Source organism: Sodalis sp. RH14 (assembly GCF_047324285.1).
GTDB lineage: Bacteria > Pseudomonadota > Gammaproteobacteria > Enterobacterales > Enterobacteriaceae > Acerihabitans.
Genome location: NZ_CP178739.1, coordinates 1,896,094 through 1,911,570, shown reverse-complemented (window position 1 = coordinate 1,911,570; position 15,477 = coordinate 1,896,094). Strand labels below are relative to the sequence as shown.

General features: G+C 54.5%; 12 protein-coding genes. 2 read left to right on the top strand and 10 right to left on the bottom strand.

What is annotated here, in order from left to right; all coding sequences use genetic code 11:
- Window positions 1-21: 21 nt before the first annotated feature.
- On the top strand, window positions 22-1,188 hold the full coding sequence (locus ACL2XQ_RS08510) for a metallophosphoesterase (RefSeq protein ID WP_413740261.1): 1,167 nt from the start codon (window positions 22-24) through the stop codon (window positions 1,186-1,188).
- A gap of 310 nt (window positions 1,189-1,498) precedes the next feature.
- Window positions 1,499-2,992 (top strand): sigma-54 interaction domain-containing protein, encoded by a 1,494-nt coding sequence (locus tag ACL2XQ_RS08505; protein WP_413740260.1) that lies wholly within the window; start codon window positions 1,499-1,501, stop codon window positions 2,990-2,992.
- 61 nt (window positions 2,993-3,053) lie between these two features.
- Here the strand turns inward: ACL2XQ_RS08505 and ACL2XQ_RS08500 are convergent, their stop codons facing one another.
- The 10 genes from ACL2XQ_RS08500 to ACL2XQ_RS08455 all read right to left on the bottom strand — a co-directional run bounded on the left by ACL2XQ_RS08500 (window position 3,054) and on the right by ACL2XQ_RS08455 (window position 15,452).
- Window positions 3,054-4,400 (bottom strand): carbohydrate porin, encoded by a 1,347-nt coding sequence (locus ACL2XQ_RS08500; RefSeq protein ID WP_413740259.1) that lies wholly within the window; start codon window positions 4,398-4,400, stop codon window positions 3,054-3,056.
- Between the two features lie 250 nt (window positions 4,401-4,650).
- Window positions 4,651-6,036 carry an MFS transporter gene (locus tag ACL2XQ_RS08495; protein WP_413740258.1) on the bottom strand — a complete coding sequence of 462 codons (1,386 nt, stop codon included), beginning with the start codon at window positions 6,034-6,036 and terminating at the stop codon, window positions 4,651-4,653.
- Entirely contained in the window at window positions 6,037-6,975 is a 939-nt protein-coding gene (nrfD, locus tag ACL2XQ_RS08490; RefSeq protein WP_413728581.1) for a cytochrome c nitrite reductase subunit NrfD, read from the bottom strand.
- Window positions 6,972-7,658: a 4Fe-4S dicluster domain-containing protein gene (locus ACL2XQ_RS08485; RefSeq protein ID WP_410015543.1), complete on the bottom strand. Its 687-nt coding sequence runs from the start codon at window positions 7,656-7,658 to the stop codon at window positions 6,972-6,974. Before ACL2XQ_RS08485 ends, nrfD begins: the two co-directional genes overlap by 4 nt.
- A 152-nt stretch (window positions 7,659-7,810) precedes the next feature.
- Window positions 7,811-9,721 (bottom strand): FAD-dependent oxidoreductase, encoded by a 1,911-nt coding sequence (locus ACL2XQ_RS08480; RefSeq protein ID WP_413733028.1) that lies wholly within the window; start codon window positions 9,719-9,721, stop codon window positions 7,811-7,813.
- 342 nt (window positions 9,722-10,063) lie between these two features.
- Window positions 10,064-11,242: an acetyl-CoA C-acetyltransferase gene (locus tag ACL2XQ_RS08475; protein WP_413733030.1), complete on the bottom strand. Its 1,179-nt coding sequence runs from the start codon at window positions 11,240-11,242 to the stop codon at window positions 10,064-10,066.
- A 202-nt stretch (window positions 11,243-11,444) separates the two neighbouring features.
- A complete protein-coding gene (locus tag ACL2XQ_RS08470; protein WP_413722548.1) occupies window positions 11,445-12,803 on the bottom strand; it encodes an MFS transporter in 1,359 nt (452 codons plus the stop codon).
- Window positions 12,804-12,973: 170 nt separating this feature from the next.
- Window positions 12,974-13,618, bottom strand: a complete 645-nt coding sequence (locus tag ACL2XQ_RS08465) for a CoA-transferase (protein ID WP_413740257.1) — start codon at window positions 13,616-13,618, stop codon at window positions 12,974-12,976.
- Window positions 13,615-14,280 carry a 3-oxoacid CoA-transferase subunit A gene (locus ACL2XQ_RS08460; protein WP_410015548.1) on the bottom strand — a complete coding sequence of 222 codons (666 nt, stop codon included), beginning with the start codon at window positions 14,278-14,280 and terminating at the stop codon, window positions 13,615-13,617. Before ACL2XQ_RS08460 ends, ACL2XQ_RS08465 begins: the two co-directional genes overlap by 4 nt.
- A gap of 2 nt (window positions 14,281-14,282) precedes the next feature.
- The gene (locus ACL2XQ_RS08455; RefSeq protein ID WP_410015549.1) at window positions 14,283-15,452 is read right to left on the bottom strand and encodes a thiolase family protein; all 1,170 of its coding nucleotides are present in this window, start codon (window positions 15,450-15,452) and stop codon (window positions 14,283-14,285) included.
- Window positions 15,453-15,477: the final 25 nt, after the last annotated feature.

Genomic DNA, 15,477 nt, shown 5'->3' with positions numbered 1-15,477 from the left:
TGTAACAAGGAAAGATTATCTATGCTCCGTTCCGCATTTTTCATTCGCCTCATCAGCATAGTCACGCTGTTGCATGTGTATATCGGCGTGCGGCTCATTGCCGCCTTGCCTGTCGGCACGCCATTCAAATGGCTCGCGGCGCTGCTGCTGGCGATGTCTGCTGTGCTGATCCCGGTCGGCATGGCCGCGCGCAATATAAAAAAACAGCCGCTGTCGGACCGGCTGGCGTGGGCGGGATTACTCACGATGGGTTTCTTCTCGTCGCTGCTGGTGCTGACAGCGCTGCGCGATATAGTATTGCTTTTGCTGCATGCCGTGGACAGTTTGCCGGGCGTCACCGCGGCGACGGCGGAGTTCACCGCCGTCAGCGCGCTGTGCGTACCGCTCGTTGCCATACTCCTCACGCTGTTGGGCGTTTACAACGCGCGCCGGAATGCGCCGGTGAAAATTATCGACATCCCTATCGCGGGACTGGCGGCGGGGCTGGACGGCTTTCGCATCGTGCAGATCAGCGACATCCACATCGGCCCGACCATTAAACGCGGCTATGTCGAGAAAATCGTCGCAACCGTGAATGCGCTTGAAGCGGACCTGATTGCTGTGACGGGCGATGTCGTCGATGGATCCGTGCCGCAGCTCGAGGCGGATACCCGCCCCCTTGGCGCGTTATCGGCGCGGCACGGGACCTTCTTCGTCACCGGCAATCATGAATATTATGCCGGCGCGGATACCTGGATCGCTGAGTTTCGCCGGCTTGGCTTCCAGGTGTTGATGAACGAACATGTGGTGGTTAACCACGGCGGCGCGCGCGCCATCGTGGCGGGCGTGACGGATTACAGCGGCGGCAACTTCGACCCGGCGCACGCAAGCGATCCGCAGAAAGCCATGCGCGGCGCCCCGGGCGATATCCTGTTCCGGCTTTTGCTTGCCCACCAGCCACGCTCTGCGACGGCCGCCTCGGAAGCGGGCTTCACGCTGCAATTGTCCGGCCACACGCACGGAGGCCAGTTCCTGCCGTGGCAGTTCTTTGTCCGTTTGCAGCAGCCGTTCGTACACGGGCTGGACAAGCTCAACGATCTTTGGGTATACACCAGCCGCGGCACGGGCTATTGGGGACCGCCGATACGACTGGCCGCACCGTCTGAAGTCACGCTCCTGCGTCTGGTGGCGCATCCGCCTGCCGGTTGATGGCGGGCGCCCTGATGGGGCGCGGCGATGTGCGCACCTATCGCCCATGGAGGCGATGGGAAGCCCGATCGATCGCCAATATAAGAGACAAAGAGATGCTTTTGCCTAATATGCTGGATCTTATTTCAATATCTTTACCTCTGATTTATGACTTCTTAACATAAATAAAAATGCTGTTTAATACCGGAACGATATGTGATTTCTTTCACATATCCTGCCATCAAATTTATTTATAACTTGATCTAACATTCGCTGGTTCCTTGAGCCGGTATAGTCTGTTTTACCATCACCGGTTTTCAAGAGGCCCATCATGTCCAGCGCAAATTTTCTCCAAACGGCTAACGAGGCTGGGATAGATTTTAAGAAAATCGTCGATACCCTGGAATGCCCTATCTACATAACCAACTCCAGCGGCGTAACGGAATATATTAACCTGGCTTACCTGCGGGAAAACCCCATCATAGAGGCTGATGCCATCCTTGGCCGGAGCATTGACGATATTATTAAAGAAGGAAAATATTTCAAAAGCGCGATTACCACCGAAGTCCTCAAACAAAAGAAAGAGGCCATGGCGTTTTTTGTTCATCATCTGTTACCGGAAAAAATGGCTTTTGTGTCAGGTATGCCGGTGCTTGATGAGGAAAACGAGATTGAACATGTGGTGTCTATCTTGTATGCGCAATCTTTTTTCCAGAAACTGCATGCCAAATTCAACTATCCGATTTATTCATTCGAATCCTATCATGAACCATTGGAAAAAATAACAGGGCCGGCTTCCCCACCTTTCGCTAATTTTATCGGTGTCAGCAGACCGATGGAAGAACTGAAGCGGATTATGCTGCGGGTCGCAAAAACAGATGCATCCGTTTTAATACGCGGAGAATCCGGCACAGGTAAAGAAGTGGTGGCTGAGAATATCCAAAAACTAAGCGCGCGGGCAGACCGGCCTTTTATCAAGCTTAATTGTGCGGCAATACCGGTCAGCCTTATAGAAAGTGAGCTTTTCGGTTATGAAAAAGGCGCATTCACCGGCGCCGGTTCAGGACGAGCCGGTTTTTTTGAGCAGGCCAACGGCGGAACAATATTCCTGGATGAAATCGGCGATTTACCCTTCGAGGCCCAGGCGAAATTGTTACGCGTCTTGCAGCAAAAAGAAATCGTCCGCTTAGGCGGAACTAAACCTGTCAAACTTAATGTCCGCGTCATTGCCGCCACCAATGCCGATCTGGATAAAAAAGTCGCCGAGAGAAAATTCCGTGAAGATCTTTTTTACCGCATTAACCTTATTCCGATTCATCTCGTCCCTTTACGGGAAAGAAAAAGCGACATTCCGTTACTGACTGAATATTTCCTGCATAAATTTGATGCTCTTTATAACAGAATAATCAGATTCCCCGCCCCGACGTTGACACTGTTAGTCAATTACGCCTGGCCGGGCAATATCCGCGAACTGGAAAACATCATTGAATATTTGTATATTTGTTCCGAGGAAAATTTCATTACCGAAGAAATCATCTCTCCGCTGCTATGCAAGAATGAACAGCATCCGCAACCTGACCATCTGGATGACGAAGCATTGAATTTTTGCGCCAGGCAGCTGCGTCTTCACCATACCCTGCCGGATATTCTGTCGCAAATTGAAAGGACTGTATTGGCGCTGGCCCAGGATAAATATAAAACCACCTATCATATTGCCGCCGCCCTGGGCGTATCCCAGCCCACCATCGTCAGGAAAATGCAATCCATGGGGCTGGGACGCAGAAGGTTCGGTACGGATACGAATATGATTTGCCATCAGCAATGATAACCGTAAACACATTTTGCCGGCGCCAGGACGGGCCGGCAGTTTTCCCTGTTCGCAGCCCTCACAGACCAAGCAGTTTTTCCAGCATGACGTTGACCTGGATCCAGAATGTGTAGCCATCCTCTGGTTTGACGTTGGTATAGGCATACTGGTAATTGGTGTTGTTCCAGACCCGAGACCCGGTCATCGTTAAATTGACCTCCGGCGTGAGCATAAAGGATGCGTCGATACTGACCTGCTGTTCGTTACGCGGCACCTGCCACCCCGTTCCTCCCTGGGAATCGTACATATCCTGCAAATAACGGTGTTCGCCATCCGTCAGCCTGCCCCAGCGGAAAGTCAGGCCGTAGCTGTCATCGGGACGGCTCTGCCAGGGGCCCGACCAGATAAGCCCGACATCAGCCAACGTGGCTATTCCCGTGTAGGCATCCGATTGCAGGGTTTGCGACCAGCTGCCGTGCAGACTTACGGCGCTGGGCGCGGGATTGTGGGGATCGGCCCCGCCATCACGCCGCCATAAGGCTTTTTTTGCCGTAAGATAAAAGCCGGAAACCCCTTTATGGGTAATCACCGCCGAGCTGCCGTCGTATACCTTCGAGGTGCCGTTCACCGTGGCGTAGGCATCGTTGTATTGCAAATTATTGTGGAACGCCAGGACCTCCCAGTTGAAGGGATAGGGCTCCTGCCGCCAGCTGGCGCGCCGCGCTAAATTAGCGACCAGCAGGGTACTGCCGGTATCTAAGTCGTCGTCCCACCGTTCCCAGCCGTTGGTGAACGGAAACGCCTGGTAGGTACGCCAGACACCGATATTGGACTCCAGCGCCGGCGTAAAGTGATAGCTGGCGCGTGCGCCCCAGCCGGCGTAAGGCGCGGGGGCGAACCCCGCGGTTTTATTCAGTACGGTATTTATACAGGACGACGGCACGTTACAGTTGCTGAAACCGACAAACTGGCCGGGATTGCTCTTGCCCAGTTCAATGGAGAGCCGATCGTTAAACAGTAGCTGTTCATAACCGAAACGCAGCAAATGCGAGACCTTGGGGATATAGGGCGGCGGATCGCCGGCCAACATGCCGCCGGCGTTATTGCCATAGAGAGTATTATGGGCGAAGGGCACCCATAGTTGCATAAAGTGGACCGTGCCGCCGGGTATGAATCCCATACGATCGAGATCGAAATCCGCGCCGGCAAAAAACATCGTGTAGGCCTGCTGCTCGTCGGTGGAAGTCCCCGCGCTGGGGTTGCCCAGCCAAAGCTGAGAGGCCATGATATGTGGGGTAACGCCGTGCTCCGACAGCCATCCCCCGGCATCGGACAGCGGCCGTCCTGAAGATTCCGCGTCGCTGGCGGCAAACGCCGCGCTGCTCGTCAGCGCTATGCCGCAGGCGATCGCGCCGGAACATAGCATTCTATTCCATATATTATGAGGCGTTATTTTCATTGTTCTATCCCATTGAGGTAATAGGACGGAAACGGCCGGCCACGAATATATTCAATGACGGCCCAACCGCGATAGCATGCCCTATTCCGGGCGCGCTAGCAGCGCGTTGTTTTTCCGGCTCTGGTTATCATCGATAATTACATTTTGTTAAAACATCAGATGTCATAACTACCTAATATTACTGGCAGTCAGGATTATTCTTTAAATAACCGCGTTATTACTTCTGCGTTTCCTGCACAAAAACATCGCCATCGTTTTTATCCAGGCGTAAAAAAATAAAGCAACATAAAAACAAACCAAAACTCATCAATAAAAATGACACATGGTAATTTTCCAGCCCCCTGGCGTTAGCGGCGTAGTTAACATAATGAAGCACCGTAAATGTTAACGTAACGCTTATTATGATTGAAAGCAGCTGGCTCAGTATCAGCAAGCTGTTGCCGGCGTGATAGGTCTCATCAGTTAACTCGCTGAACGTCAGAGTATTCATGGTGGCATACAGGACAGAAGTAAACACCCCCAGAATAAATATCAATATAACGACGCTATCCAGCGAACCGTTCAGCCCAGGAAGAGTCAAAGAATAGATTAACGCAGCACTTACCGTCGTCGCGATAAGCAACAAACACCGGTAGCCGCACCATATCAATGCCGGGCGCAGCAGGAACCGGGCGCTTATCGAACCCGACGCCAGCGACAGCATAATGATACTGACACCCCTCGGTGAATAGTTTAATTCCCGTTGCAGCATCAGCGACAGGACTAAAGGTACCGACGCTATAAAAATCCGCACGCAAATATTACTGGCTATGCCTACGGCAAAGGTTCTGTGACGAAACAGCGAAAGAGTGAATAGCGGATCATTGGTATTATCTTGGTGGTTTTTATAGCGATATAACAACAGCATTGCTATTAGGAAGAATATAATTACCCACATTCCGGTAAAATAGTGTTTACCGATGCCCAACAAGCCAAGCAAGATTAATAACAATGCCGGTACCACCAGCATAAATCCTATGGTATCGAATTTTCCCCGCATACTTGATGTTAGCTGTTCGGGCATATATTTTTTTGCCAGGACGACACAGATCAGGCATAGAGGAATATTTACCAGAAAAATCATGCGCCAGGAGCATGTGGTTATCAGCAGTCCGCTTAGCGGCGGTCCCAGCAGCGTTCCGCCCAACCCCAATAACGTGATCTTATTTAAGGCGGATAATTTTTCCGCCGGGAGGGTCGTTTTTAAAATGACCACGCGCGTCACCGGCAGCATTAGCGCTCCCCCAATGCCCTGTAAAAAACGCGCCAGGATAATGGCGGTTAACGTATCCGCCGCGGCGCACAAAAACGAGCCAAGGCTAAATAAGCCCAACGCTAAGAGATAGATTCGCCGATAGCCGTATGTATCCGCCAGCCAGCCGCATACCGGCGTAAAAACCATCACTGTCAGCATATAAGACACCACCACCATCCCCATGCTAAGGGAGGACTGATGTAATGCCTGCGCCATGGAGGGGATAGCCAGATATAACATGGTGGTATCCAAAGATTGCATAAAAAAAGTTAATGATGCAACGCTCACAAGCCAGGTTAAGTTGTTCATTTATGCCATTACCATCTGTCCCGCATACAATATAAACATGCGCAGCATAAACACGCTGCACAATGCGACGCCCGACATCGATAGCCAATAAACTTTATGGGAGGTGATACGGCCTGCGCACAGCAACCTTAAAGCCATAGGCAATACCATACCCAGTCCCACCACGCCAAGCCAAAACACGGCCCCCCAAAAACCGCTCAGGGCATTTAATGCCGCGGCCTCCTTTTGTCCGCCGCCAAAAATCAGGCCGATAAAGAAAACCGCCAGCAGGCCAAGCTCGGTCAAGATAAGCGGCGGTTCCAGTCGATGAATAAAAGCCAGGGACGGCGAATAAACCGATTGTTTACAGAACGCCAGTCCGCAAAATATCGCCATGGCCACCCCGGATGTCAGGCCGGAGACCAGGAAAAGCAGAGGCAATACCGGGTTATTCAATAACGGATAGGATTTCAGGGCCAGCAAGAGGAAGCCGGTATAGACCCCGAGCAGAATGGCCAACAAAAATACCGCCATATCAAGCCGGCGTTCCCATCCCGCGATGAAAAAAATAATCCGTTTCAGCCATCTTGATTTAATCATATCAAGGAGGTATTGCTGATAGATGGCGATAATCCAGAGTATGAGCACCGCCATATAAACCTGGAATAACATTACCCCCAGCGACATAACCGAATGGGGATTATAAAACACCATCAAATACCAAAAAGTCCACGAACGCGCCAAATGGAAAATAAGGATCACCAGCCCAAGAACAACCGTTAAAGGCGCAATAACTACCGTCGCCTTGATAATGCCGTCGCTGCCGGCATTTGCCACGAGGAGTTGCCTTTTAAGCAAAACGGCTATGATGACCATGCCTGATGAAATACCTATTAATAATAAGTAAATGGCAATGGGCCAATCCCAGACCAGGGTAGCGAAATGAAACGCAGTGTTCATCCTCGTATCTCTCCAAATTTGCCGGCGATATGATAGAGCTTGGGGTGAGTGCCTAAATAAACTTTTTCACGGTATACCGTTTTGCTGGCGATAAGTTTGGCGATATCGCTGTCGGGATCGTCCAGATTACCGAAGGTCAGCGCCTTCACCGGGCAGATCGCCACGCAGGCGGGGGGCTTGCCGGCGGCCAGATTGGTATCCCGGCAAAAATTGCACTTATCCGCCGTTTTCGTCAGCGGATGGATGAAGCGGACATGATAGGGACAGGCGGCGATACAGTACCGGCAGCCAACGCACCGATCGTGGTGGACATCAACTATGCCCGTTGTAGCGTCTTTATAAGAAGCGCCGGTAGGGCAAACCGCAACGCACGGCGGGTTATCGCAATGCTGGCAGGATTTACGCTTGAACTGTCGCGAGGTTTTATCCATCTCCCGGTACGTGCCGTTATCCAGAATATCCAGCCGTGTGACTTCCTCCGGAACATTATTGACTTTGTGACAGGCCCGGACACAGGCACGACAGCCAATGCAGCGGGTTTCGTCATGGATCATGCCGTAGCGGATATTACCCACAATGAGAGTTTGCGGATTAATGACCTCCGCCAGAATACGGTTAATTGAATTGGCCGCCAGCACGGCTCCGCCTATTCCCATAATAAACCCGCGACGCGACACGCCCATAACGACCCCTTATTTAAATATAATGCGCGAGCAATGCTTCATCCCTTGCCGGTATCCTGAAGCAAGGTATTATGCTCCTGTATTTCACCAGCCCATTTGACTGTATAGGGTACAGTTTGAAGACACTGTTTAGCCCTCTCGCCCTGCTGATATTAATGAGCGGCCGCGATGGTTTCCGCCGCGTTTTCCCCGGCAATGCGGCCTGAATTCAGCGCAAAGCCATTAGCTAAGCCTTCATAAGGCGGATAAGAGGGTCCGCTGTAAAAACCTCCGGCGACATTGCCCACCGCATATAATCCCGGGACAGGTTTGGCGTTAATATCGGTGACCTGTAATTTGGCGTTAACCCTTACCCCACCGATGCTGCTTAAACTCACCACCTGGGTTTCAAATGCATAGAAGGGTCCGGTTTTCACCGGATAAATCAGATAATCCGGTTTTTTGCCAAAGTCCGCGTCAACTTTGGCTTTGATCAGATCGTTATAACGGGAAACGGTTTTCTCCAATTGGCCGGCTTCCACACCCATATTTTTTGCCAGTTCCTCCAGGGTCTGTCCTTTGAAAATATTTTTACTTTTACCCCCATCGACGGCGGCATCCGCCAGCGCCGTGAAATCGCCGCCCTTGGGAGGATTGGCCGGGCCGGCGCCGGATAAAGGAAAGGGGAATGTTTTTTTGGTATAGGCATTCAAAGTCTGATTATCGAGAATTATGTAATATTTACCGCCCACCGAATAAGACACATTGGCCCAGTAAGCCGAATCATACACCAGGCCTTCATCGCCGAATCGCTCACCATTGGCGTCCACCCATAATAATGGTGATTTTAGTAACCAAATAAGAGGGCTGTCATTTTCGGCATTGCCTTTATCGGCCGAGGCCGACGATGTAATTCCCACCAGTTTACAGGCGTGAATCAATGCGGAATGAAAGTTCCATTCCGCCCCGCCGGCGGTCCAGGCCATTTTGATACCTTCGCCCTGATTCGGCCAAGCCAGGATATGAATATTCGGTGTATCCATCACGTCCCGTATTAATTTTTCATTACCGCCGAACCCGCCGCTGGCAATGATAACCGCCTTGGCGTGGACGATTAATTTGCCACCGTCCGCCTTTTGCGCAGTCACGCCGGTGACTTTGCCGCCTTGTTCCTGAATCAATGCTGTCACAGCGGTACTTTTGAGCACTTCTCCACCGTATTGCTGGAAGGCGGCATAAAGGCTTTTATAGGCGGCATTGGTATTGAGATAATGGTGGTAAATATCGGACTTGATCGGATCATCCATGTGCGCCTGCTGCAATTGGTTGGTGTCTTTAACGGCAGTCTTGATTTCCAGCTTCACGCCGTGCCGTTCCATCCAGTCGGCCGTTGAACCGGATTTATACACAATGGCTTTAGTCAGCGGGCCATTGGATAAAAAGTGGTTATAATCCAGCAGCCGGTGCGTCAGATCCTGCGGGGTATATTTCATCCCTAAGGATTTTTGCAGCGCCGATCCCACGGCAAAAAAGCCGCTGGCCATATTACCGCTGCCGCCCACCACCGCGGATTTCTCAATCACCAGCACCTTAGCGCCTTTTTCCGCCGCGGCCAGCGCGGCGGCGGTGCCGGAAGTGCCGCCCCCCATGACCACCACATCCACCGTTTTCTCCTCATCGGCGACAGGGTCTGCGGTTTTAGCCGATACGCTGGTGTATTTGCCGATATCCGCGCCGGCCTTCAGCAAGGCCGCCTTGGCGGCTTGCTTAACGGCATCGCTGGTTTCGGTGGCGCCGGTCATGCCGTCCACGTCCAGGCTTTGCCTATCAAGGATGGACTTGGCGACCAGAGGTCCCGCCACGCCGCCCAGTTCAGGGGTTTCTCCGGATGCGTCGGCGACGATATTTTTAATCGTTCCCGCTTGATCAATGGAAACCGTGACCCTGACATCACTCTCCTTGCCTTTGGCCGCAGCCGTATAATCGCCGGCGGTAACAGCCGCGTTGGCCGACAGACCCGCAGAGCAGCCCAGAATGAGCGCAACCAGTGCTGATAAGCTTTTTTTCACGTAATCGTTTTTCATAGAATATCGTTCCGCTTATATAAGTTTTATCTACCCGCGATATTGAGCAAAGTTAGTGCCAATATTAATCCACGTCCGAATTTATCGGGCACATGACCTAAAATGATTGCAATTGGCTTTATTACGCGTCATTTCCAACTTCGCCGCACTTATTATGTCGGTTTTCAATCCTGGCTATAAAAAATATCGTCAAAGCCGGGATATAAAACCAGCCCGTAAAAACAGTAATCATCCATTTTTGTATTTTTAATGCATTTATGAATTAAGACCTGTACTCGGCCTTAAATTATTCCCGTTTTTATTTTTTAAGCCCCTATTTTCCCCCTGACGGTAAGACATATGTCACAAGCGTTCCACCACGATCGCCACCCCTAATCCCCCGCCGACACACAGGGTTGCCACGCCGAAGGTTTTGTCCCGGGCCGCCAGGGCATAGAGCAGCGTTACCAATATCCTGGCGCCGGAGGCGCCGATGGGATGGCCCAGGGCGATGGCGCCGCCATTGACGTTGGTTTTGTCTTCATCCAGCCCCAGCTCATGGCCCACCGCGGCGAACTGCGCGGCAAAGGCTTCATTGGCCTCGAACAGGTCAATATCACCGATACCCAGACCGGCCCTCTTCAGTGCCGCGCGCACCGCCGGCACCGGCCCGATACCCATAAACGCCGGGTCGACGCCGCAGGTGGCATAACCGCGGATCCGCGCCAACGGCCTGATATCGAGTGCGCGGGCCCGGGCTTCGTTCATTACCACCAGCGCGGCCGCGCCGTCATTGATGCCGGAGGCATTCCCCGCCGTGACGCTGCCCTCAGGCGCAAAGGCCGGACGCAGCCTGGCCAGGCCCTCGGCGCTGACATCCCCGCGCGGATGTTCATCCGTATCGAAAATAATGTCGCCTTTTTTTCCGGGCAAGATCACGGGCAGAATCTCATTACGGAACGCGCCGTTGCCAATGGCCGCCACCGCCCGCTGCTGCGATCGCAGGGCGATCTGATCCTGCTCCAGCCGGCTGATGTTATAACGGACGGCGACATTTTCCGCGGTGATGCCCATATGGTATTGATTAACACTGCAAAACAGTCCGTCATGCACCATGCTGTCGATAATGGCGCCTTCCCCCATCCGGTAGCCCCAGCGGGCTTTATCCAACAGATAAGGCGCCGCCGACATATTTTCCATCCCGCCGGCCAGGACAATCTGCGCATCGCCCGCGGCGATAGCCTGGGACGCCAGGATGACGCTTTTCAAGCCGGACCCGCAGACGACATTGACGGTGGTCGCCGGGGTCTTTTCATTAATGCCGGCATGCAGCATCGCCTGACGGGCCGGGTTTTGGCCCAATCCCGCCTGCAGGACATTACCCAGGAAAACCTCGTCGATAATATCGGGCGGGATACCGGCGCGCCTGAGGCTTTCCAGCGCCACCAGCGCGCCCAACCGGGGGGCGGCCAGCGACGCCAGACTGCCGCCAAAGCTACCGATTGCGGTACGCACGGCACTGGCAATAACACTTCCCGTCATATTGACCTCCTGCTGAATCTCATTATATTTCTCCAGGAAACCCTGTCTTATTAGAATGCCTGTTACGATTTAATCAGCGTCCGCTTTATCCCGATGAATAATCGCGGCAATTATTATTTCCGGCACATTGCCGGCGGTTGTTTTTGATAAAATTCATCCTATTCAGGTTCGGGTAAAAACCTATTTGATTCTCTTTTCGCCATTAACGAAGGCCGGGGTGTTCGCCGGATGTTGGCGTCAATGTTCCTATCGGCGTCACATCGGTTTGCCAAATCAAAATCAATGTCACGGCGCCGACCCCTACCAAGAGGAGATAAGCGCCGGTATATCCGCCCAGATAGGTCAATCCCAGCGCCAGAATGGAAAATGCGAAGCAGCGTACAATGGACTGGATGGGCGCGATAATGCCGATGGCCCGGATATAGGCTCTGCGCGGAAATTTAGTGGCAATCAGCGCGGTACTTAAATTGGTGGCGCCCGCCAGGCTAAAACCTATCATCAACAGAGAAATCCACAGGGTCAGCGTATTAAATTGGACGATGTTGATAACCACCGATACCATCCACCACAAGGTGTAAATGGAGATGGCCGCTTTAATGCCCACCTTTTGGTTTAGCCAGCCCCAGCCATAGGCGCCGAAGGTGCCGAACAGCGCAGCCAGGGTCATATAGAAGATGGCGGTGCCCAGTTCAAATCCCATGCCCATCAGGCGGGGCACAATCTGGCTCACCACCCCCACCAGCATGATATAGATACCGCCGGTGGCGATGCCCATGAACCAGACGTCCTTCATGCGAAGCAATTGACCGGTGGTGACCGGGCAAATGTAGTCTGAATGCGCGCGAATCCGTTCGGCCAGTTCCTCGGCGGTAATGGGCGCATTGTCCGGCGCGCAGCCGATGTCTTCCGGTTTGTTGGCGGCAAATAGCGCCACCAGCAGCGCGGTGGCGAACATCAGCAGCGAGACGCCCCAAAAGCCGTTATGCACGCCAAACCATGAGAAACACCCGGCCAGCACCGGCACGAAAAAGGCGCTGGAAAAGGTTTGCCCCATGGTGCACCAGCCCAGCGCCAGGCCCTGTTTACGGATAAACCAGTTGGCGATAAGAGCGGTTCCGCCCAGATAGGCGAAACCGGTGCCGAAAAAACAGACCCCGGCAAACAGTACGGTAAAACCGGTTAGCGTCCCCCAGTAGCCCAGCAGGCCGAAACACAAGCCGCAGGCGATAAGGCAGAAAACGATATTAAATTTCGGTCCCTTCTTTTCACACAGCTTGGCGCACAGGGGCCCCGCCAGGATTGAAGCCCAGGAGGCCGGGGTCGCCAGCGCCAGCAGCGCGTTGTACTCCAGGTTAAAGGTGTTGGATAAGGCGGGCAGGATCACATTCAAGCCATGCGTTACGGCGCCCGCGGCCAGCCAGAACATCAGGGCCTGGAAACAGATAATGGTCCATCCATGGAAGCCGAAACTGCTTTTGGTGGCGGAAAGATGATCGTCCCCCCGGGTAGTAAGATCGACAGTCTTCTGTGGCAGCGCCAGGTGTTTTTCTTGCCCAGTCATAATGGTCAGCTCGTTGTACGCAGTCGGGCCGCGCCCGGGGATGCGTAGTGGGTTTATCGGGATGTTGCGCACGGTTGCCGGTTTTCCGCCCCGGTTTCGACGTCATCGCCCGTGTCGTGATCTGGCGCAAATCTACCTGGAGCGCTTTTTATCACGGTGTCCTCCGGACGCTATATTTCCATGGTTTTCAAGACATCGGCCACAATCAGCCGCGGCTCGACCTGACGCTGGATGTCCTGTGGGGTCAATCCCGCCAGGAGTTCCACCAGCACCAGCCCGTCCGGGGTAACGTCAATCACGCACTGTTCGGTAACGATATGATTGACACAGCCTTTGCCCGTCAGGGGATAACTGCAGGCGTTGACGATTTTGCGTGCGCCATCTTTAGCGCAAAGCTCCATGGTGATAATGACCTTGCGGGCGCCGTTCACCAGGTCCATCGCCCCGCCCATGCCGAACACCCGGCCGGGCTGGGCCCAATTGGCCAGATCGCCGTTTTGCGCCACTTGCAGGGCGCCCAGCACCGACGCCGCCAGTTTGCCGGAACGGACCAGGCCGAAGGACTCCGCGCTGTCGAATGAACTGGCGCCGGGCACCGGCGCAAAACGCATGCCGGTGGCATTGCAGAATCCTTCCGTCGCCAGCATGCCCGAAGTGAGCGGACCCATGCCCACCAGGCCGTTTTCGGTATGGAACATTACGCCGGGCTGCGCGTAGTCGCCGCACAGGCTGGGAATGCCGATGCCCAGGTTGACCACATCGCCGGCGGAAAAATACCCTGCGGCACGCTTTGCTATCCTTTCACGGGCATTCATTGTCTTTCTCCTCGCGTTGTCAGGATCTTGTCCACATAGACGCCCGGGGTCACGATGCGATCCATGCCGTATTCCTCCAGGTCCACCAGCATGTCCGCATCCACCAGGGTTACCCTCGCCGCCTTGGCCACCAGTGGATTGAAGTTGCGCATGGTGCCGCGATAGGTCAGGTTGCCCAGCGGGTCGGCGGTACGGGCGCGCACCAGGGCGATATCCGCCCGCAACGCGGTTTCCAGCAAATACAGTTCTCCGTTTACCACCACCCGGTGTTTCCCTTCCTCTACTACGGTACCCAGGCCGGTTTTGGTCAGAACGCCCCCCAATCCCGAACCGCCGCAGCGGATCCGCTCCGCCAGGCTGCCCTGGGGCACCAGTTCCAGTTGGAGTTTTCCCGCCGCCACCAGCGCCACGGTTTCGGTATTGCGGCCGATATGGGAGGCGATAAGCTTATCCACCAGACCGTGATGAATCAGGCGGCCGATGGTGAGGTCGGCGTCGCCCGAATCGTTGGCAATCAGCGTGAAGTGCCTGGCGCCGCTGTCTATCACGCATTGGATCAGGTGATTGGGTACGCCGCAATTGGCGAACCCGCCGCAAATCAGCGTCTGGCCGTCTTGAAAAAGACGGGTGATGTCATCGGCTAAGGCATATTTTCCCGGCATGATTAATTCCTCGTCAGCAAAACCGCCACGCCCTGGCCGCCACCGACACAGAAGGCGATAACGGCCTTGTCCAGGTTGCGGCGCTTCATTTCATACAGGGTTTTCGCGGTGAGGATTGCCCCGGTGCCCGCCAGGGGATGTCCCAGGGCGATGGCGCCGCCATTGGGATTGACCCGTGCGGGGTCCATACCGATTTCCCGGATGCAGGCCAGCGATTGAGCGGCGAACGCCTCGTTCAGCTCCCATAAATCGATATCGCCTACCGCCAGTCCCGCCTGCTTTAGCAGTTTGGCGGTGGCGGGAACCGGTCCCAGTCCCATCAGGTTGGGATCCACTCCCGCCGCCGCGTAGCCGCGAAAGACGCCCAGGATCGCGTGGCCGTTTTTTTCCGCCAGCGAACGTTCCATCAGCACCATGGCACCGGCGCCGTCGCTCATGGGCGAGCTGTTGCCGGCGGTCACCACGCCGTCTTGTTTGAAACTGGGCCGCAGGGAAGCCAGGGCGTCCAGGGAACAATCGGTGCGCAGCGGCTCATCGCGCGACACCTGGGTTTGCCGGCCTTTTTTGTCGGTTACGGGCACCGGCACAATCTGCTCCTCAAACCGGCCCGCCTGCCAGGCGGCGCCGGCCAGCCGGTGGCTGCGCAACGCGAACTCGTCAAGCTGGCGGCGGGACAAACCGTACCTGGCGGCCACATTTTCGGCGGTGATGCCCATGGGCGGGTTGCCCAGACTATCCGGCGACGTATGGATATCGACAAAGCGCGGCGGCTGTACCGCATAGGCGCTGTCGGTTTTTTCCAGCTGCCAGGTGCGGCGGGAATCGCTTTCCACCCCGCCGGCGACAATAACGTCGGCGAAACCGGCCGCGATCTGGATAGCGCCGTAGGCCAGCGCGTTCAGCGACGCGGCGCACTGACGGTCCAGAGTTATCCCCGGTACGGAAACCGGCAGCCCGGCCTCCAACGCCACCATGCGGCCCATATTATTGATTTCGTTATTCATCAGGTTGGCGAATATCACATCATCAATGCTTTCCGGCTCGATGTTCGCGCGGGCCACCGCTTCCCTGACGGTAAGTGCGCCCAGGATATGCGCCGGTACCGCCGCCAACACGCCGCGGCATTTACCCACCGGGGTACGAACCGCCGATACTATGACTGCGTCTCTCATAACAACCTTCTTTTGCATGCCTGCA